The 18,402-nt window shown below is 65.4% G+C and carries 16 protein-coding genes and 1 pseudogene; 5 read left to right on the top strand and 12 right to left on the bottom strand.

Annotated features, from left to right (window positions below; genetic code table 11):
• Nucleotides 1-252: 252 nt before the first annotated feature.
• Nucleotides 253-708 carry a hypothetical protein gene (locus ACIA5D_RS00150; RefSeq protein ID WP_396027614.1) on the bottom strand — a complete coding sequence of 152 codons (456 nt, stop codon included), beginning with the start codon at nt 706-708 and terminating at the stop codon, nt 253-255.
• A 183-nt stretch (nt 709-891) separates the two neighbouring features.
• Nucleotides 892-2,781, bottom strand: coding sequence for a hypothetical protein (locus ACIA5D_RS00145; RefSeq protein ID WP_396027613.1), 1,890 nt, complete (start codon nt 2,779-2,781; stop codon nt 892-894).
• On the opposite strand from ACIA5D_RS00145, the gene ACIA5D_RS00140 reads away from it, so the two are divergent.
• Entirely contained in the window at nt 2,761-5,673 is a 2,913-nt protein-coding gene (locus ACIA5D_RS00140) for a BTAD domain-containing putative transcriptional regulator (RefSeq protein ID WP_396027612.1), read from the top strand. The two genes, ACIA5D_RS00145 and ACIA5D_RS00140, sit on opposite strands and share 21 nt — an antisense overlap.
• Before the next feature lie 326 nt (nt 5,674-5,999).
• Here ACIA5D_RS00140 and ACIA5D_RS00135 read toward each other — a convergent pair whose 3' ends face one another.
• Complete coding sequence (locus ACIA5D_RS00135) at nt 6,000-6,296, bottom strand: hypothetical protein (RefSeq protein WP_396027611.1); 297 nt, start codon at nt 6,294-6,296, stop codon at nt 6,000-6,002.
• Between the two features lie 159 nt (nt 6,297-6,455).
• Between ACIA5D_RS00135 and ACIA5D_RS00130 the strand changes: the two genes are divergently transcribed.
• A complete protein-coding gene (locus ACIA5D_RS00130) occupies nt 6,456-6,848 on the top strand; it encodes a hypothetical protein (RefSeq protein ID WP_396027610.1) in 393 nt (130 codons plus the stop codon).
• 214 nt (nt 6,849-7,062) lie between these two features.
• On the opposite strand, the gene ACIA5D_RS00125 is transcribed toward ACIA5D_RS00130, so the two are convergent.
• The 5 genes from ACIA5D_RS00125 to ACIA5D_RS00105 all read right to left on the bottom strand — a co-directional run bounded on the left by ACIA5D_RS00125 (nt 7,063) and on the right by ACIA5D_RS00105 (nt 12,636).
• Nucleotides 7,063-7,725, bottom strand: a complete 663-nt coding sequence (locus tag ACIA5D_RS00125) for a DUF4352 domain-containing protein (RefSeq protein ID WP_396027609.1) — start codon at nt 7,723-7,725, stop codon at nt 7,063-7,065.
• A 370-nt stretch (nt 7,726-8,095) separates the two neighbouring features.
• Nucleotides 8,096-10,069: a hypothetical protein gene (locus ACIA5D_RS00120; RefSeq protein WP_396027608.1), complete on the bottom strand. Its 1,974-nt coding sequence runs from the start codon at nt 10,067-10,069 to the stop codon at nt 8,096-8,098.
• Nucleotides 10,066-10,551, bottom strand: a complete 486-nt coding sequence (locus ACIA5D_RS00115) for a hypothetical protein (protein ID WP_396027607.1) — start codon at nt 10,549-10,551, stop codon at nt 10,066-10,068. The genes ACIA5D_RS00120 and ACIA5D_RS00115 overlap by 4 nt, the downstream gene beginning before the upstream one ends.
• A gap of 119 nt (nt 10,552-10,670) precedes the next feature.
• Nucleotides 10,671-11,909 carry a dsDNA nuclease domain-containing protein gene (locus ACIA5D_RS00110; RefSeq protein WP_396027606.1) on the bottom strand — a complete coding sequence of 413 codons (1,239 nt, stop codon included), beginning with the start codon at nt 11,907-11,909 and terminating at the stop codon, nt 10,671-10,673.
• A 334-nt stretch (nt 11,910-12,243) separates the two neighbouring features.
• On the bottom strand, nt 12,244-12,636 hold the full coding sequence (locus tag ACIA5D_RS00105; protein ID WP_396027605.1) for a hypothetical protein: 393 nt from the start codon (nt 12,634-12,636) through the stop codon (nt 12,244-12,246).
• Between the two features lie 329 nt (nt 12,637-12,965).
• Between ACIA5D_RS00105 and ACIA5D_RS00100 the strand changes: the two genes are divergently transcribed.
• Entirely contained in the window at nt 12,966-13,145 is a 180-nt protein-coding gene (locus ACIA5D_RS00100) for a hypothetical protein (RefSeq protein ID WP_396027604.1), read from the top strand.
• A 320-nt stretch (nt 13,146-13,465) separates the two neighbouring features.
• Here ACIA5D_RS00100 and ACIA5D_RS00095 read toward each other — a convergent pair whose 3' ends face one another.
• Nucleotides 13,466-14,038, bottom strand: coding sequence for a macro domain-containing protein (locus ACIA5D_RS00095; RefSeq protein ID WP_396028550.1), 573 nt, complete (start codon nt 14,036-14,038; stop codon nt 13,466-13,468).
• 756 nt (nt 14,039-14,794) lie between these two features.
• Nucleotides 14,795-15,469, bottom strand: coding sequence for a hypothetical protein (locus tag ACIA5D_RS00090; protein WP_396027603.1), 675 nt, complete (start codon nt 15,467-15,469; stop codon nt 14,795-14,797).
• Nucleotides 15,470-15,695: 226 nt separating this feature from the next.
• Between ACIA5D_RS00090 and ACIA5D_RS00085 the strand changes: the two are divergent.
• A pseudogene (locus ACIA5D_RS00085) lies at nt 15,696-15,956 on the top strand (transposase); the annotation flags it as partial.
• Nucleotides 15,957-16,158: 202 nt separating this feature from the next.
• Here the strand turns inward: ACIA5D_RS00085 and ACIA5D_RS00080 are convergent.
• Entirely contained in the window at nt 16,159-16,659 is a 501-nt protein-coding gene (locus ACIA5D_RS00080) for a hypothetical protein (RefSeq protein WP_396027602.1), read from the bottom strand.
• Between ACIA5D_RS00080 and ACIA5D_RS00075 the strand changes: the two genes are divergently transcribed.
• A complete protein-coding gene (locus ACIA5D_RS00075) occupies nt 16,632-17,555 on the top strand; it encodes a YaaC family protein (RefSeq protein WP_396027601.1) in 924 nt (307 codons plus the stop codon). The two genes, ACIA5D_RS00080 and ACIA5D_RS00075, sit on opposite strands and share 28 nt — an antisense overlap.
• Before the next feature lie 58 nt (nt 17,556-17,613).
• Here the strand turns inward: ACIA5D_RS00075 and ACIA5D_RS00070 are convergent, their stop codons facing one another.
• A complete protein-coding gene (locus tag ACIA5D_RS00070) occupies nt 17,614-17,853 on the bottom strand; it encodes a hypothetical protein (RefSeq protein WP_396027600.1) in 240 nt (79 codons plus the stop codon).
• Nucleotides 17,854-18,402: the final 549 nt, after the last annotated feature.

Below are 18,402 nucleotides of genomic sequence, written 5' to 3'. Positions count from 1 at the left end.
AACCGGACGGGCCTGACCTGGTGTCAATGACCGATCATGGGTGGACGCGTTGGCGGCCAAACCATCCCGCAACGGCCGCCAACGCCCTCTCCACCGCGTCTGGCCGCCGGTTGGAGAGAGACAGTTTGGCGGAGCTCCCGCGTCGTCATGGCCCGCACGGTAGAGGAGGCGTCGGCAGGCGTCGCCAGATTCTGGACGACTAACCGCGAGCAGTTCCAGAAGCACGTCGGCATCGTAGGGTCGGTTGGGGCGTCAGTGCTTTTCCGCGTCGCGACGCAGCAGAACGGTGAAGATCCCGTCATCCTCCGGAAGGAAGCAGCCGTAGTCCTGGATCGTGTGCTCCTCGTCCAGCAAGATCAGGCTGATCGCGCCAGCCGGCGACAGCCCGTCCGGCCGGTCGTGGACACGATCCTTCGGCAGCAAGCCGACGCCGCCGTGCATGCGACGCCGAGGAGTAGAGCCCGCGGCGACGTCTGGGTGGTCGGATCCGATTGACCCGTACAGGTCCATCAACGCATTCACGGCGTCGTATACATCGTTGATCGTCTGAGCGGCCTCGTCCTCGGTGATGTCGGGATCCTGGGCTCGGTACGCCCTGCGCGCGGCGGCCAGGAATCGGTCCGGGTCCATCACCACCACGTCCTGCCGGGTGAGCACACTGATGACCATCCCGCGACGCGGAGGTATGCCAGCATCGTCGTCAGTCATCGCCCGAGCATAGAAGCGACCGACCAGTCGGCGACCCATCGGCATCGCGTCACTTGGGCTCGATCTGAGCGCCATCAGCATCCGAGACTGGGCCGTTCACCAGCGAGCCGACGTCTGGGAAACGCCGCCTGGCCAGCCGATATTGGGACATGTCGGCCGGGCTCGGTCAGCGGACCAGGAAGGTCAGCTCCTGGCCAGCCAGCGAGTAAACGGGTGGTCGGGTGCGGCCTCGCACAGCGTGCGGGCCGCGGCGGCGAGGTGCCACCAAAGGAGCGCGGCTACGTACGTGGCGGTGAGGTAGCCGATGGTGGAGACGTCGACGACCAGGGCATAGCCCGGGACCAAGATAAGGCAGATCGCGATGCGGATGCCGAGGTGGCGCGTTGCGGTGGCGGCGGTGGCCGCGCCGAGCATGGCGGCGCCGATCGCGGCGGTCAGGCCGGGAAGGCCGATGAGGCCGGTCGGGAACGTCAGCGTGTAGGCGGACTGAACGAGGTACGCCCCAGCCGCGGCGGCGGCGATCGCCCAGGCGGGTGGGCGCATTCGGGACAGCCAGCTGCCGAGTCTGGCGGCGGGGATGCGCGGGGAGACCACGGCGATGACGGCTGCGCATGCGGCGATGGGGATGGCAGCAGTCACAGCCCAGCGCAGGTACTGGCGGTCGATCCAGCCGACGCCGACCCCGGCTCCGAGGCCCCAGAGTCCGGCGAGGGCGAGGCCGGCAGCGGCGGCGGCGAGGTAGGAGCGGCGCAGGAGGTAGCCGGTGGAAGCGGGGTCGTTCGCGCCTTGCGGGGACAGCCAGGTGGTGGGGGCGAGTTGCGCCGCTGCGACTGCTGCGGTGGCGGCGATGGCGGCGGCGAGTGCGAGGTTGGCGACGGGGAGGCGTACGCCGACGATCCTGGCCGCGATGGTGGAGACATCGGCGGTGGTGACTGTCTGAAGAAGCAGGATGGCTGAGGCGACGGCGAGCACGGCGACCGTGGTCAGGCTGCCGATGGTGAGCCGGGTACGCGGTAACCGGGTGGTGGCGGCCGTGGGCGCCGTGGCCGTGTGCATCGTTCCGGTGAGGTGCGCGGCTCCCCAGGCGACTTCGTCCGGCCGGGCGAGGACGACCGGCGCGGGGAGTCCGGCGTCGGTGAGTGCCGTCCGGGCGGCCGAGGCGGTGGCGTCGTATGCCACCAGAACGGTCGCCGCGATGTCCGCCCGGTCGATGTCAGCGTCGGCCAGGGCTTGGGTCAGTGCCGGCGTGAGCTGGTCAAGGTGCGGTTGGGCGGCCTTCTCCAGGTCGGCCAGGTCGATGACGACCGGCTCGGTGGAACCGGGCAACAGGACCGGAGTACGCGGGGCGCTGATCAGCGCGCTGCGAGCCTGGTCGATCTCCGCCGAGGTCGGCCAATCCAGTTCCTGCTCAAAGTCCGGGGCTGCGCCGCTGCCGGCGCGGCCCCGGGCCAACGCTGCAAGGGTTTGATCGATGCCCGGAGTGTCCGGGGCTCGCACGGTGACGGCTGCGAGTTGTGTGTACTGGCCGGCGGCGTCCAGTACGGCGATGCGGGGATAGTCGTGGTCGATGGTGCAGACGAGCACGAACCGCTCCCGCTGCAGGTCCAGTCCGGGCGAAGCCGCTGCGGCCGCTGCCGCCGTGACGATCGCCGGTTCCGGCAGTCCGGCGGCGATCGCCGCCTCGGTGAGCCGTTGCCGCGACTTCGGCCCCCACGGCTGCGGGGTCGTCACGGTCAACGTCACCACGGCGGTCCCGGCTTGCACGGATGCCGCGTTGGCCACGTGGGCTAGTACGGCAGAGACTGCTCCTGCTGGCCGCGGATCGGTCTGCGCGCTGGTGGTCCGCAGCGCCGCGAGGGGATCCGGCAGATACCCCTCGTGATCGGTGGTCGCGGCGACCAGTCCGGCCGACGCCACTGACGGGCTGCCGGACTGCGGATCGATCCACACGCCGCTGGGCATGCGAGTTCGTCCATCGAACGTGACCGGCCACGCACGCCCTCCGATCGAGGCGACGGCCGCGGTCCAGCGCGGACCGAGGTAGACGCTCAGATGCAGATCTTGCGTGGCCATGGGAGCCAATGGTGCCTTGTCCACACTGGATGGCGGTGCCCGTATACGGTGGCAGAGGTCAGATCTTCGCATCGTGAAAGTTCGATGTTGCCATCTAGCGGGCGGTGCCGTTCGGCCGGTAGCCACGGTGATTTCGGCCGATGGCTTGAGGGAAACGAACTGATGAAAGACGAGCAGGTCTCGGAAGCGGCACGCCGTCAAGCAGCCCGCTATGGGCGCCAGCAGTCGTTGTGGGCTGCACCGGGCCCGGACCCGAAGGCGTCGGCAAACGGCAAGCGGCGGACGGGTCAGGTGATTCGAAGCGCCATGGCGGCTGCGCTGCTGCTCGGCGGGCCGCCGTGGCTTCTATGGACTGCGATCGGGAATCCAGTCTCTGTGTGGTCGTCCTGGTGGAGCAGCGGGCCATTCACGGCCGCTTCGTCGCCCGAGGCCGGACTGCGTACCGCCTTGATCTTGGCGGGTTGGCTGGTGTGGCTTGTGCTCGTGGTTCTGCTTACCGGCAGTGTCGCCGGTGTGCTTCGAGGCCGCCGGCTGCCACGATGGCGGCTGCCGATGCCTTTGCACCGCCTCGTCGCCGGGCTGACCGGAACCGCGACAGTCGCTCTGGTCGCCTCGCCCGCCGCCGCAGCCGCAACACCGAGCCCTGCCGTCCACGCCGATCGTTCAGACGGGCAGGACGACAGTGCACCTGCGGTGCCGCTCTGGGCACCGGCAGCCACATCGTCCCTGGTTGAGCGAGGCACCGGCGACACCGAGGGCACGACTACCCGCGCGGGCACCCTGACTGTCAGGGTCGGGCATGCCCGCTTCGACTACCGGGTCCGCCGAGGCGACACCCTGTCGAAGGTGGCGAAGATCTGGCTGGGCGATCCGGACCGATGGCCCGAGGTCTGCCGTCTGAACAAGCACCACCACTTCGGCGACGGCCGGGAACTGACAGACTGCGACCTGATCTACCCCGGTTGGGAGATCCGCTTACCCGCCGACGCGACCCCGCCGCAGGAGGCCACACCAACCGGCCCAAGCCGGACGCCTGCCCGCTCGGCGGAACCCCCAGAACAAGACCAGCCCCCATCCGCCGCCCCACCAGCAGCTACTCCCAGCCGAACCCTCGATGGGCCGAGCGCCGAGGCAGGCAGTCGGACCGTCCCGGCGCCACCGGCCGCGAATCCCGCCGAGGACAACGGCGCACGCCAGCCGACCGGCTCAGATCTCGTCCTGCCCGGCGGAAGCGTCCTCCCCTGGGCATTGGCCTGCGCGATCACCGCCACCGCCGCTCTCGTCTGGCTGCAACGCCGACGCCGCTACAAGCCCGGGACTGCCGACGACGATCTGCTCGACCTGCCCGCGCCGGTCCTCGCCGCCCAGCACCACACCGGACACGCGATCGCACCGCCGCCGCCGTCTGAATCGGCTGCGACCTGGCGGCTGCCGACCGGCGGTGTCGGAGTCATCGGCCCGGCGGCGGACGCCGCGGTCCGCGGCCTGATCGTCACCGCGCTCACCAGCGGAGCACCCACCGATCCCGCCCAGCAGGCCGAAGTCATCATTGACCAGGACACGCTCACCCTGCTCGTCGGTGAGAGACCGATCACCGGGTGGCCCCGGTTGCGCATCACCGGCACCCTCGAACAGACCCTGACTCTGCTCGACACCCACCTGCTGCGCCGCGCTCGCATCCTGGACGAACACGATCTCTCTGACATCGAAACCCTGCGTGACGTCGCGCCGTCCGAGGAATCTCTGCCGCCGCTGCTGGTCATCGCCCACGCCGAGCAGGCCGCCGGCAGCAGCCGAGCCCGGATCACGTACGGCCTCACCCATGGCTTGGACGTCACCGTCGTCGTTCTCGGTCATTGGCCCCACGGACCGTCCGTCTCGGTGTCCGATGACGGCCACGCTCGAACCGAGCCCGACAGCCCACAGCTCCCCACGACCCGGCTTCCGGTCCTCGACGCGACCACCACACGGGAACTTCTGGACACGGCCCGCGAAGCTCACACCGGGCAGCCCCCGCCGAGCAGCGCACGACCGGTGCCACCGTCATCCGCCGCCGCAGCGACCGCCGACCCGGCCGCGACAGCATCTCCGACAGCCAGTCGGCCGGAGAGCGCCGTCCCGGAAACGTCGACCGGGATCGCCGCGCCCAAACGTGCGCGGCTACGCGTGCTCGGCAAAGCACGAATCGAGGACATCACGGCAGAAGGCCGGCCGCTGCGCGCCAAAGCCCTGGAACTCGCGGTGTTCCTCGCCGTGCATCCCGACGGCGCCAGCACCCGCGACATCGGCGAGTACCTCGAACCCGACGCCCGCATCAGCCAAGCCGACCAGCGCGTACACACCAACGCCTCGAACCTGCGCCACGTCCTTGGGCGGGCCGGCGACGCCGAGGCCAAGAACGCCTACGTCATCAAGTCTTCAGGGAAGTACCGGCTCGACCCGGACACCGTCGACATCGACCTCTGGACGCTGCGCGACCTGCTCCGCGCCGCCTCCACCGCGCCCAGCCCGCGCCGACGCGAGCTGCTGAGCTCCGCCTGCACCCTCTACACGGGGCCGTTGGCCGACGGCAGCGACTACGAATGGCTCGCGCCCCATCGCGAAACCGTCCGCCGCTGGGGCACCGACGCCCACCTTCTTCTCGCCGAAGAGCTGCTCGCCACCGAGCCGCAGACCGCCTCCGACCTGCTCGACAAGGCGATCGCGCTGGACCGGTACAACGAAGCGCTGTACGTCAAAGCCATGCACGCCCGGCACGCCATCGGCGACAGTGCAGGTATCCGCACTCTTCTTCGAGTCCTGACCAAGGCATTGTCCGACCTCAACGCCGAGCCGAACGAAGAGACCACCGCCTTGGCCGCGCGACTACCCGCGACGTCCGACGAACAGTAATGCTCGGCGGTCCACTGGTCCGGCCCTGTTTGAGAGCGGTCACCGACCAGCACGCAACCGTCGTGATCTGATAGCGCCGCATGGCGAACGTTGGCGGTGATGGCGTGGGCACCGGCGAAAAGCAGCCCGACTACGAAGGTGGCGCCCGGCGTTGGCTGCGAGGTCGCCCGCTCGTTCCAGGACCTCACCGGTCCCGGACTCCTCGTCGTCGACGGGCCTGAGCAAGTCCCGGATCACCGCAACGGCAGAGCGCTGAGGCACCGCTGGCCTGGTGCCCCTCTCAACAGGTGGAGGCACCAGGCCAACAAGAGCATTTGTCGTTCAAGCTACCGGCTCTCGGCGACGTCGGTCGCGATGGCGCGGGCACCGGCCATGAGGTGAGCGCCGGTGACGAGGTGACGGCGGGCATCACCCGCGAGGTCCGTCGCGCGTTCCAACGCCTCGCCGGTACCCGGCTCCTCGTCGTCGGCGGGCGGAGCCGATACCCGCAGCAGAAGCTCGGTGAGTTCCCCGGTCGCGGACGCAGTGTTCAGCATGGCCGTCACCATCTCCCGATCGGGGTTTCTGATCATCGGAGAACAGCGCAGTATGGCCTCCCGGACGGCGGTGAGCGAGTCGATCATTAGTTCCGGATGTTGTGTGTGCGGATGGGTCATGTCGTTTCCCCTCACAGCCATGATCGGTTCATGCCGGACGGACGCGATTGCCGCTCCATCCGCGCGAACCGTCAAGCCCCCCACCCGGTACACCCGGCCCGTACCAGCGCAACGACGCCAGATTGGATGGTCACGGCGACCCGATCGGGGCGGCGCGACCCGCCCGGGATACGGGACACTGGCCAGGTGCCCCGGGTTTATCGCGCGGACCACACCGCGCACATCAGGGATCGACTCAAGCGCCAGGCGCTCCACTTCACCAGCGGCGTGATCATGGCGGTATTGGGTGCGATCACCTTCGCCGTCCTCCAGTCGCTGCAGGACGCAGCCCCGCACACTCTGACCACCGTCGGGCGGAGACTCGTGATCCTGCTGGCCCTGGTCGCCGGGCTTGGCCTGCTCGTCACCGGCGCCCAGTACCTCGTCTACCGACGCCGAAGGGCTGACCTCGACGCCGCGGGCGCCGAAGCCATCGGCGAGCTGTATGCCAGGCTGCACCGGCCCGAGTCAGACAAGTAACCCCTGACGCGCCGTCAACCCGGCCCACGGTGAACTTGTGTTCGTCGGCGACTGAACGCGCGGATCGCGGCATGTGAGTGCGGAGTTGGTCGCAAGACGGTGCGTGCAGGCCGGCCCAGTTGCGCATGCTGCAAAGGGACAATGCGTGCAGCTTGTCGCGCACGCTCGCCAAGGCGGAGACCGTACGATTGCCGCAGCGTAGCAATGGGGTTGGTCAGCCGACCTGGATAAGAGCCACCGATGGCTCAGAGTAGACACTGCCGCCACCGACGTAGCGGAGCTGACCAACCTTCGTGTCCGACGGAATCTGAAACGCGATAGCGGTTACTGCCGTCTCCCGGGGATTGATCGAGACCGACGCGCCACCGAACGCCTCCCTGTTCTTATGGGTTATAGGGTCGGCGATCACAGCGGTCAGCTTATCGTCCGAGTCATATTCCGCGCCAGCTGTATCCACAGCTTGAAGGACCGGGTCGTGCTGAATCTTCTTCTTGCCGGTGTTGGAAATCTTTAGGCTTGCCACGCATAACGTGTACCCTGAGTCGGCCTTCGCATCGGAGCTCTCACCATAGCTGGTCTTGTAATACTCCTTGCCAGCCTTGAGTAGTGCCTCGGCGCCCGGGCCACATTCAAATTTGGTTGCCGTAATCGTTACGTTCACGTCCTCGGGTTGGTCAGTTGCTTCAGCTTCCTTCCAAGCGAGCGTGAACGTCTGGCCCAACGCATACGATCCGCCACCCTGGCTCGCAGCGGCGGAGGCCGGTGAGGACGGCGGCTCCTCGATCGGTTTAGTCTGCGGCTCCGCCGCCTTCGGCGACGAACACCCGGCGAGCAGGAGCACGGCGACGACCGCCGCAAACGGTCTAGGAACGGTCATGGTCCTATTGACCGCCAACAGGCCAGATAAGTCAGGTCCTACTGTCCAGTAGAGACTGTGTGATGGATGGACCTTCGCCCATGGAACTTCCCCTACTCGGCCATGTGGACCGACGGGCCGTCTCAAAGGTTGAGAGCATTGACGATGAATCGATGGCTGACTAACGACAAGGCTGAGGGATTCCGAGCACCTTCGAACGCCCACCCGCGGGCGCACGCCCTTCACCCATGATCGAGTGCATTGTCATCGGCAGAAGTTTGCACCGCACCTACGCCATTCGATGGGTGCGTCAATACAACTTAGTGTGACGGCGTCTGCCTGAAGTCACATGCCAGCTCCTGCTGCGGCCGCCCCTGACCGCGGAAGGTGTCTAGTTTTGATTCGGCGTGTCGTCTTCGGCCGGCTGCCGAACGCGGATGAGGCGGTCGGCTTGGGTCAGAGTAAGTACTACGTGCTGGACGAACTCCAATAGGAGATCTCGTGCGATTTCGTTGTCCACGGCGATGATCTGGAGGCGGCCGCGATACTGTTGGGCGACGGTGTTGAGGAGCCGGTATACATCGCGGACGCGTTCCTGGTCGAAGCCTTCGTGGCCGGCGTTGGCTGATAGGCCGTCGAGGACCAGAAGCCCCGGCATGGGTAGTCTTCGGTCGATCGTGACCGTATGGTGTGCGAGCGCGTGGGCGATATTGACCAGGGTTTTGAGTCCTTGGCTCGAAAGTTCGTCGAAGGTCCGCCCGGATACTTCGGGCAGGTACGTCGTGCGGTTGAGGTGGACGGACAGTTCTTGCCCGAGGTCGGGGATGTGGAGCTCGGTGAGGTATTCCAGCATGCGCTGTTCGAGTGCTTGAACATTGCCTTCGGCGTCGACCTGGCTTATCTCGCGGCTGTTGATCTGGGCGGTGAGGTCGTCGCGTTGGGCTTCGAGTTCGTCGCGGCCCTGCAGCTGCGCGGCGTGACGACGCAGTAGGTCGAGGTACTCGCGAATGCGCTTGATGTCACCTTCGATGCGGGCTTGCTCGGCGGCGTGGTGCTCGAGTCGGGTGGCTCGGTCTGAGACGAACACGGCCGTGCGTTGGTTGAGGTCTTCGGCTAGCTCGCCGATGAGGGTGTCGAGGCGGGCAGCTTCGCTGCGTAGCTGGTCGTAGCTGGCGCGGCGGCCCGTGATGACGGCGGCGGTTTCGGTGATCTGGCTGGCGACGCGTTCTTGTTCGGCGAGCATCTGTGTCCGGGACGGTGCCGGTTTGGGCTGCTGGCCGCACAGGTAGCACAGGTGGGGTTCGGTTCGGCCGGGGTTGACGTCGTTGCCGCATCGGGGGCAGACGACGAAGTCGAAGTCGACCAGCCACTCGTCAGCCACGATCGCGCGGGTTAGGCGCGCTGATTGAGCCGACAGTTGTCGGTGCAGGTCGTTGAGGTCGGTGATCTGCGCGTCGATACGGTTGATCCGTTCGGCGACCTGGGCGCGTTGAGCGCGTGCGGCTAACAGTGTCTGGCGGAGTTCCTGCACGCCGGGCACCGCATTGGCGTCGCTGCTGAGCTGCCGGCGCTGGGCGAGGACCCGCTCCAGCTGAGTCTGGTCGACGTCGAGCTGCTGCTCGAGGGCGGTGACATCGGCGAAGGGTGTGTCGGCGAGGAACTTCTCGCGGATGAGCGCGTTCTGCTCAAGCGCGGCGAGTTGAAGCTCGACACTCCGCAGCTTCGCGGTCAGCAGCGCGAGGGCGGGGTCGTAGTAGCCATAGGCGAGTTCGAACACCCAACGGCGCTTGGCGTCGCGCCAGTCGCGGCGGTGACCGAATACCTCGGTGTCGAGCTCATCGCCGGGAACGACGCAGTAGCCGAGCCAGTCGGTCATGGTGACCGGGCTGAGCGCGCCGGTCGGGTCGGTCCGGGCCCGCGGCACACTCACCGCCGGCAGGGCCAATCGGTCGAGTAGGAACAGACTGTAGGAGCGGTCGGAGCCGGTAGCGGGCAGCCGCAGCGAGACCGACTCGTGGTCGCGGTCCGGGTATTCCTCGCTGACTTCCACGAGGGCGTCATTGGTGGTGGTGCGGGGCCGGTAGACCTGCCAGCCCTGGGAGCCGAGCAGCAGGCGGCCGCGGATGGCCTTTATGTAGTCGACCTCGGGTGCGAGATTCTTGGGCATCGTGCCGAGCATTGCCCGGATGAGGCGGACCAGGGTGGTCTTGCCGGTGGTGATATCGCCTTGGATGATGTTGAGCCCAGGGCGAAACTCGACGCGTCGACCGCCGCCGAGCAGGTCCACCTCGAGCAATTCAAGGCGGTGCGGTTCGTTCTCAGTGCTCGGCGGTTCCGGTTGCGCCGAGGTCGGCGAGAGGCTCATCTGAGGTCCTCGAACCAGGTGGCGTCGGCGACCTCGGGCAGCTCATACACGTAGGTCATCAAGGTCCTGCCCGACTTGTCCAGGTGACGGCGCAGCAGGGTGAGGCGCTCATCGAGGTGTGTGAAGGCCTCGTCGGTCCGCAGGTTGGCGGCTAGGCCGGCGCCGCTGGGTGAGGTTCGGTAGCCGAAGCCGCCGCCGCCGGGCAATGCTGTCACCTCGACCAGACCCCGGCCGATCAGCGAGCCGAGCACGGCGAAGTACGACGGATCCCAGGGTCCGTACCGGTAGCGCATCATCCGGGCGTCCAGCGGGGCCTCGTCCGGGTCGATCCGGCTCAGTTGATCGGCGCTCGCGCCGTGGGCCAGAAGGACTCGGCGCAGGTGGCGCGGGTAGCGCAGCAGGAAGTCCAGCTTGGCGAGTTTCACCCGGCCCTCCAGGTGTCGCTCGCCTCCGTTGGCCTTGCGGCTGAAGGCGTCGATCAAGAGAAGTAGACGCCCTTCGGCCTCGCGGGATGGCCGAAACCGGGCGCGTGCCAGCGGCGTGTCCGGCGGTGCGGGAGGTGCGACACTCGTGCCCTGTTGGGTCTGGCCTGCGGTGACCGTCATGCCGCCCGCCACCCGAACCGGCATTGATCTGACAGGTGTCCGACGTAGCCGTAGACCAACTGCCCATCGCCGCCGAAGAGCCGGTGTCGATCGCAGTGTCCGAGGTCGCTCGGTCTGCTGAGCAGATCAGCGGCAATCGCTTCAGCGGGCCGTGCGGCAGCGGAAGGATTGGCCGCTGCCGACAACGCGGTCTTGCGCGCCGTGCTCTCCGCGACGGTCAGCACCCGGCTGGCGAGGCGTTCGAGGTCGTCTTCGGCGTTGTCTCGGCTGGCGAGCAGCAGTTGCCGTTCGACCTCCATATCGGCGCGCAGATCCTGGGCCTGGCGGATCGTCTCCGTTGCCGCGCCGGCCGCGATCATCTTCAGCTCCATCATCGAGGCGTTGGCGCCCGAGGAGATCCGGGCGAGGAGGCTCTCCCTGGATTCACCAGGCAGCGGCGGTGTCAACGCCGCTAATGCGCTGCGGCTGAGTACCTGCGGGCGAATTGGATCGATGGCGTCCTGGGCGGCTTCCTGTTCGGTATGCCACTGACCGAGCCGGCCCCGGGCAGCGGACAGATGCGCCTGGACCGAAGCGGGCATCGCGGCCGCGGCCTGGGCGGCGGTCGCTGCGGACAGCAGCCGGTCGTACACCAGATCCAGTTCCGGCCGCGCCCGCGACGGCCACAGGGCACTCAACTCCCACATGGCCTTTGCATCGATATGGGCGCGCGTTGGCTGATCTGGGTGTATGACGAGCCTGCCCAGGAAATCCGGCAGCCACGTCCTCTTGAGACCACAGCCAACGATCTTCGTCTGCACAGCCTTGATCGCAGACGTAGGGTTCTGCACGAATTTGACCGTGTCGACGACGTCGGAAATCGGACCTTCCAACCACAGTTCGAACGTCGACGCCTCATGCAGGCCCACCTTGCGGGCTGCGAGATAGGAGCGGACGAGGGCATCGAGGCCACGATCACACATCGCGCTCGCGCTCCACGACCCACGATCACGCGTCTTGAGCTGGATAAACCGCAACTTGTCCGCGTACACCAGAACCAAGTCGTCGACCAACTCGCATACCGTGAACAACGGCCCATCCTGTACCGAGAAACATGTCAGCCACTGGCGAACCGCCTGCTTGGCCTGCCACAGATACCGCTCGAACGTATCAACGCCAGTCGAATCACTGTCGGCCTTCGCCAACCGGCCCAGCAGACCTGTCGGCAGCGCTGACTGCGCCTCCGTCTCTGTCACGGCACCCCCATGACCCGCACGTGGCGCATCTCGGCAATCACGCATAGTCTCGGCCCGACAGCGGCGAGTGTTTTTGATGGTATCGGGGGCGCCGTCTGGGGCATAGGTCTGGATGCCACCGACCTCACCGACGGTTCGCTACCGGGCTACGACGCGTCCGCTGATGCACGGGGGTCCCAGCGACGTCCAACTTGACCTTCTAATCCAGACTCCGTACCCGCAAACGCCGGCCGGCTCCACCCTCGTGGGGCTGAATCGGTTGCCGACTGCCGCCGAGCGCTCACGGACAGTGCGCTGGGTGCGCCGCGCGCTTATCAGCGGCATGAGCGGATACTTAGACTCTGCGCTCGAGGAGGTCGTCGCTGCTGACTACCGGGCATTCGAACATGTCGCCGAGGACGGTTCGCTGGTGTCGGGTCAATGGGTTGAAGTAGACGACCACAGCGACCCCGGCTGACCGGCACGCGTCGGCAACTTCGCGGACCTTGCCCGTGCTGAGCAACGTCCTTCGAGAGAACGGCAGGTCCATTTTCCCAGCGCCGCCGTGCGAGACGCCTCGCCGCTGGATGTGTCGACCTACCACTCGTCCGCCGAGCGCTTCTACTGCGGCAGCCAGGAGATCGAGCTTCTCGTCAACCTCCTTGTCCTTGGCGGAGAACAAGCCGACAAGCACCACGTCGGCGCCCGGCATTAGGCTTTTCGGTTCTTCGCCTCCGCGTCCCCTCACGGGTCCATGTTACGAGCGCGATCGCCCTGCGGGCGTTCAGCGCAGGTTGACAGCGGCAGATCAATGTGTGAGCGGCAGCCCGACGTCACACGGTGACAGTCGCCCAGCTGGCACCCAGCGGGTACCGTGAAACGTACGTGAATCGATCGGAGCCGCAACTCCTTCCGATTCGCCTGGGAAACGGAGGCCGTGGCAAGCCACGCACTCCACATGCTGGCTCGGCTGATGCCGGGCCAGCCGGGGCGGCCTCGAATTTCGGCCGTGCCATAGCGGGGCCGACCGAGCTTCCGGGTCGCCCACACCCTCCCAGGTGATTGGAAGGTGGTTCGATGATCGATCCACGTGGCACAACTGAAAAGCCTGAGCAGAGTCACCTCCCGTTGCGGTGGGTTGTGATTCTGGCTGTCGGCACCGGCGTGGGACTTCTGATCGGCTTTACGGCTGGTCCCGCAGCAGGTGTGACGGTGGGCGTCGCGACGGTCGGTTTGCTTCATCGCATCGTTCGCTAGCCCTGCTCAGGACTGCCTGAAATTGCTCAGGCACGGAGAGGTTTCGACCTGCTGCCCCGCGCTGGCCGAACCCGTCTGGCCCTCGGCTATGTGTCGAGGGCCAGCTTCGTCTTATGAATGCACGCGTGTGGGCAGGTCGGTTCTCGCATGTTGCCGCCGCGCTTCGATCAGCGGCATGTCAGTGCGCCGGTTCGCCGAGTCTCAGGCTGACGGAACCTATTGGAAGAGTCCACTAAAACCGCGGCATTCGGTGGAAACTCTGCCTATCATTCGCGCCGCTCGTCGGTCAACTAAATTCAGACCCACCTGCTGGCGACAAACTATTCCTTCATGTTTGGGCTTCGTCGAGCAATGATTCGTGTGGACTTCTTAGAGGGCGAGACTAGGCCACTTTTGGCGAACACCCTCTTGCAGACTTCGAATTCAACGTCCGTATACGCAAGAAGGTAAACGTCCCGTATGGCGGTATTAGGTCGGTCGACGAGGTAGCTGCTAACCGATCCGAGGAATACTTCGACAGCGCGCTCGACATCGCCATGAGCATGACCTGTACCGAGAAGTGGGAAGAGCACGCTTTCCCCCAATCGTTTTCCATCATTATCAACAGCAACTAAGGCGTTTGTGAAGCATCGCGCCATATCTTGCACTGGACGGAACCCTTCTCCGTCCTGACCAGTAACAGCTGCGGCATGTATTATTGCCAGGACACCCCTGCGTTGTAGCTCTCCAGATCCCGTGACTATAGCGGCACCTGAAGGCACTGGACAATGGCCCCTAACCTTAAGCGCAAGCTCGTTGCCGATTAGGTCCTCTTCCAAGTGGCCTAGCTCGTCTTTACGTCCGCCTTCATAGCGAATCAGTCCGGAGATGGAGTTGTGATTTGCCACAGCCATCGACATATTAGTGTTTTCAGAGTTGACCCAGACTTGGGCGCACGTAACTTGTTGCATGCTGCCAGTTATAATAGTGATCCTGCAGTCGCTAGCGCGGCGCACCTCGTACTGATGGCGCTCGGTAGCAATAAGGGGTTGAGGCTGCCGGATCGCCCGCTCGAGTTTAATTTCTAGCTCAGCTATCCGCTGATCCCGCTGGCGCAGTTGGCGGTCAAGAGAATCTCGCCGAGCAGCGGCATTCGACGCGCGAATGGCCGCCGTCCAAACCAGCAGGACGAAGGCGCCTGCACCTCCTAAGCTAAAGCCCAAGATGTCACCGGTGGCCTCCGAGTTGGGGAACATCGAAAAGATTACGAGCGTGGCTGCGAGAGCCGCACAGAGCCATGAAAGAACGAGAATGCTGTGTCGAGAGCCAGCCGAATCGGGCCGGGACGCCCACCAGAAGGTGACTAGACAGACTGCCAGGAAGGTGGCAGCTGCGGTTAAACCGATCTTGTCACCGCTCATGGCAAGTTGTGCAGCAGCGCGGGATGTCAAGGCCACACAAGGTAACCTCCATTGCGTCGTCGCGTTTGTCAGTGTCAGATCGCAAAGCTTGGATGGACAACACGGTAGCTCGTTGTCGACAAGCCGACAACGCACTGAAATCGGCCTGAGCGTGCATCCTCCCGTCGTCGATCCCTGCGACGAGCGTCAAGAGAGTTACCGATCGAATAGACGCCTACCGGATCGGTCGATGCCGGAAGCCGTATGCCCTCAGGCGAGCAGGTGAGCCATCACAATGCCGACGATTGCGACAAAGAACCCCGCGATGGTCCACCATGTCTGCCTGCGGGTCCACCGCAGGCTCGATCTGGCCACCTCGTCGCCGCCGCCCGCACCGGCGTCGCCCAGCCCGGCTTGGTTGACGTGGATCTCATTGTTGGAACCGCTGACGTGCAGTGCGACAGCCTGATCGGCTACCGCCGACAGTGTCTCGCCATCCGTGGCGCTCCGCGCCTCGCCGGCCTCCATGCGGACCTCCGTCACGATCGACACAGCCGTGGTACGGATTCGGTCGAGCAAGCCCTCGAACGCGGCAGCGGCGATGCTCCAGAAGATGCGGCTGTACACCAGACGGCCAGCGTTCTCGGCTATTGCGGCGCGCAATCGAGCCTCGTCCGGTACGTCGTAGACGACAAGGCCTCTGCTGTGCTGGTGCGCCCTGGCCACGATCGTCGTGATCTCGGCGACGCTGTCGCGGACTTCGTGGCGGCCGTCCATTTCGATGATCAGTTCCAGCACATCCTCGGGGACAAGGCGTAAGTCGATTCGCTGGGCCTGGCCATGCGACGGACCGCGGTGGACCTCGCCGAGCAGCGCCGCACCGATCACACGGTAGGCGGGCAGTTCAGTATCTGGCGGGTAACCATCAGCTCGCGTTGAGCCCATGAGCGCAGCCGCGCCGAGCGAACGTCCGCGCCGAGGGCGAGACACATGCGCAGGCAGTCGGCGAGCGGAGTGTCGCAAAGCAGTGCCCGCTCAATGTCAGCCAGGCGCTGCATTGTGGAATCTCGCACGCAGCACATGATGCCATCGACGCGCCCGACCGCGCGTCGCCCGGGGCGCGCCGGGCTCCGGCACTTATGCTGCCGAGCTGACCCGGGGTAGCCCGAACTTGCGCAACGGCCACAGCGGCAAAACGGTGGCGACCGAGGTCGGCGACGTCGTCTTGGCGGTGCCGCGGGACCGGGCCGGCTCGTTCGAGCCGCGGCTGGTCCCGAATGGCGTCCGCGGCGCCGGCGGCCTCGACGAGATGATCATCTCGTTCCTCGCGTTCCCGCCTGAGCTCCGGAAGATCATCTACACCACTAACGCGATCGAGTCCCTGAACTACCAGCTGCGCAAGGTCATCAAGAACCGCAAGCACATCCCGTCCGTGCTGACCCATCAGCCGCTACCGGAGCCATCCTGCACCAACAGGCTGACAGAACCTATTAGGTGAGGGCGTATCCTTGACTCCTGCGTTGCATTTAAGAACGCATGCATTTGAGCGTGGAACTCGCGGTATGGCAGGGGCCACGATTAATCGTTTGGCGGTTTGTCTGCTGAGTTTCTGAAAAGGTCGGCGGTGGAAGCGCTCAGGTCGGAAGATTGAATATAGCCGTTCTCCAAAAGGGCATTAAGCAGTCGAGCCTTAGAGGCCTGCTCCTCATTGTCCGCTCGAGTAGCATCTGCTCTCTTTGTAGTAACTCCTTCGCGCCGTATCCGATTGCAGAACTATCGCCCTGCAGCAAGAGTGCAACTTTCGCGCGAACAGTATCTCGCAGCTCTCTACTTTCAATGGTGGCAGCGAGTTCGCGCGCCGCGCTAAGGCGGCGATCATCTCGGCTCTCCTCGCGCAGATTGGCAGCCTGCTTGACCATACTGCTTTGCGCGCGATTCGAGTTTACATAGAAAACCGAAGATGTCAGATTTATGACGACACCTGCAGTACCCGCCACTATCGAGGCGTATTGTTGCCCGCTCGTCTGGGCGAAATAGATTGCCAGGCCTACCCCGACGAGGAGCAGCGAGGATCCTGCTATTGCGAAGCGGATACTTGCCTTGAAGCTTGCTCGGGCCTGCGCCGTTCCAGGCATCTCTCGAGCAATGCGAGCAGTTCGTCAGGGCCGCTCAGGACGCCGACTACGCCACTCGGCCGTTGCAGCTCTTCTACGCGATGTCACAAGGTACGCGTGCCGCGGTCGCCGCGTCACCTCGCGTCGGACAGGACTGGCGGGTGCACGGCCATGGTCTCAGCGCGTTGACCGAGCCCACCGAGCTGCCGGACGTCGAGGTCTTCGCGAACGGAAACGGGCTTTTCCAATACATGGCGCGGGTGCTGGACTTTTCGCCGCTCGTTCAAGAGGAGCGTATAAGGCTCGGCGACTTGTGGCCCCTGATACCGGAGTCAATCGAGGCGCCACTTGAGGGGAACGGGGAACCTTCGGCGATCATGTTCTGGCCTGGGGTATGGTCGCAGCACCACACCCTCTATGGGGCTGAGCTGCACTGGATTCGCCAAGACGTTGTGTCGCGATACGGGCAGGACAAGGAAGCTCTGGCGCGACAGTTCGCCCAGTATCCCGCATTGAAGGGCTTGCCATGGACGGCAAGTCTCAATGTGCCCTGGCAGGTGGGCAAGTCCACCGTGTCGCTCGCCATTCATTTTGACCTGACAGACGGACAGCGCCCCGACGTAATCAAGCCTGGCTCGCGGCTCGGGGCACGATACGGCGTTCAGGTGGGGGATGAACGCTTCATCGCGCCGGCCGTTGGCAGCATGTCCGGCCCCATGCACCCAGTTCTGGCGTGGTGGGCGGTTTTGCTGGGGTTGTCATCGCTGGCCCGTTACGAGCCCGCCGGCTGGGCGAAGATGATTGACGTCAACTCGTCCCCTTACGCGACAGCTGTTGAGCACCTGCTGGACGATGCCGTCCTCCGGATCCCCGGAATGCTCCTCAACATCCTGACCAACGTCGACGATCCGGGTTAGCAGAGGTACGCGCCGGATGTAGCCGATCTCCGACCGCTCACGATCGGCTACTTCATCGTCACGAGTCATGCCGGGGCCGGTTTGGTCGTCCTCGTGGGGCGAACTTCCCGCTATCGCGGGAGGCCGTCATCTGGGCCCAGTTGGCCAGTTCCGGGCGAACTGTATCGAGCATCCGCTTCAGCATGTGACGGGCCTGCTCCTCGTCGTCAAAGTAGTGGGCGACCTCCTTCTCGTCGGCGCCGCCTTCTCGGCCAATCACCTGCCAGCCTGTCGATGTATGCAGGAGGGCGGTCTGCACGCGGGCTGCGACACCCAACGGCGGCTGCCGCTTCCGAATCTCTTAAGATCGTCGCTCAACCCGCCCGTCGCGGTACCGAAGTTAGCAGGCATGAAACGGCTGATGCGCCACACCACCTGCCGCCGAGCCTTTGCTGTTGGAGGCGTGGCCGTTGGGTTGACGCTCCTCTTCTCGTCGGCCGGCTCGGCGGCCACCAATGCCGCCAAGACCATCGCGGCATGTCAGCACAAGACCACGGGTGCACTGCGGGTGCCTCCCGCCGGCAAGACGTGCACAAAGACCGAGACCTCGCTTGCCTGGAACGTTCGTGGCCTTGCCGGCCCTCGGGGTGTCGCGGGTCCCGCCGGCAAACAGGGCCTCAAGGGCGAAAAGGGTGATCCGGGTGCGAAAGGCGATGCTGGTGCCAAAGGCGAGACTGGAAGCCCTGGCCCAGCCGGGTTGTCAGGCGCTGCTGGAGCGGCAGGGCCACAAGGCGCGCCGGGACCAACTGGTCCTGCCGGTCCTGCTGGTCCCGTAGGTGCAACGGGGGCTCAGGGGCCAACAGGCCCG

It is taken from the genome of Actinoplanes sp. NPDC051513, assembly GCF_044454685.1.
GTDB lineage: Bacteria > Actinomycetota > Actinomycetes > Mycobacteriales > Micromonosporaceae > Actinoplanes.
This window is presented reverse-complemented; position numbering and strand designations above follow the sequence as displayed.

Coding starts and splice junctions, on each gene's coding strand:
- ACIA5D_RS00150 (WP_396027614.1), bottom strand. CDS start 708: ATGACTGACGACGATGCTGGCATACCTCCGCGTCGCGGGATGGTCATC.
- ACIA5D_RS00140 (WP_396027612.1), top strand. CDS start 2,761: ATGCAGATCTTGCGTGGCCATGGGAGCCAATGGTGCCTTGTCCACACT.
- ACIA5D_RS00145 (WP_396027613.1), bottom strand. CDS start 2,781: ATGGCCACGCAAGATCTGCATCTGAGCGTCTACCTCGGTCCGCGCTGG.
- ACIA5D_RS00135 (WP_396027611.1), bottom strand. CDS start 6,296: ATGATCGACTCGCTCACCGCCGTCCGGGAGGCCATACTGCGCTGTTCT.
- ACIA5D_RS00130 (WP_396027610.1), top strand. CDS start 6,456: ATGGTCACGGCGACCCGATCGGGGCGGCGCGACCCGCCCGGGATACGG.
- ACIA5D_RS00125 (WP_396027609.1), bottom strand. CDS start 7,725: ATGACCGTTCCTAGACCGTTTGCGGCGGTCGTCGCCGTGCTCCTGCTC.
- ACIA5D_RS00120 (WP_396027608.1), bottom strand. CDS start 10,069: ATGAGCCTCTCGCCGACCTCGGCGCAACCGGAACCGCCGAGCACTGAG.
- ACIA5D_RS00100 (WP_396027604.1), top strand. CDS start 12,966: ATGATCGATCCACGTGGCACAACTGAAAAGCCTGAGCAGAGTCACCTC.
- ACIA5D_RS00095 (WP_396028550.1), bottom strand. CDS start 14,038: ATGGCTGTGGCAAATCACAACTCCATCTCCGGACTGATTCGCTATGAA.
- ACIA5D_RS00090 (WP_396027603.1), bottom strand. CDS start 15,469: ATGGGCTCAACGCGAGCTGATGGTTACCCGCCAGATACTGAACTGCCC.
- ACIA5D_RS00080 (WP_396027602.1), bottom strand. CDS start 16,659: ATGCCTGGAACGGCGCAGGCCCGAGCAAGCTTCAAGGCAAGTATCCGC.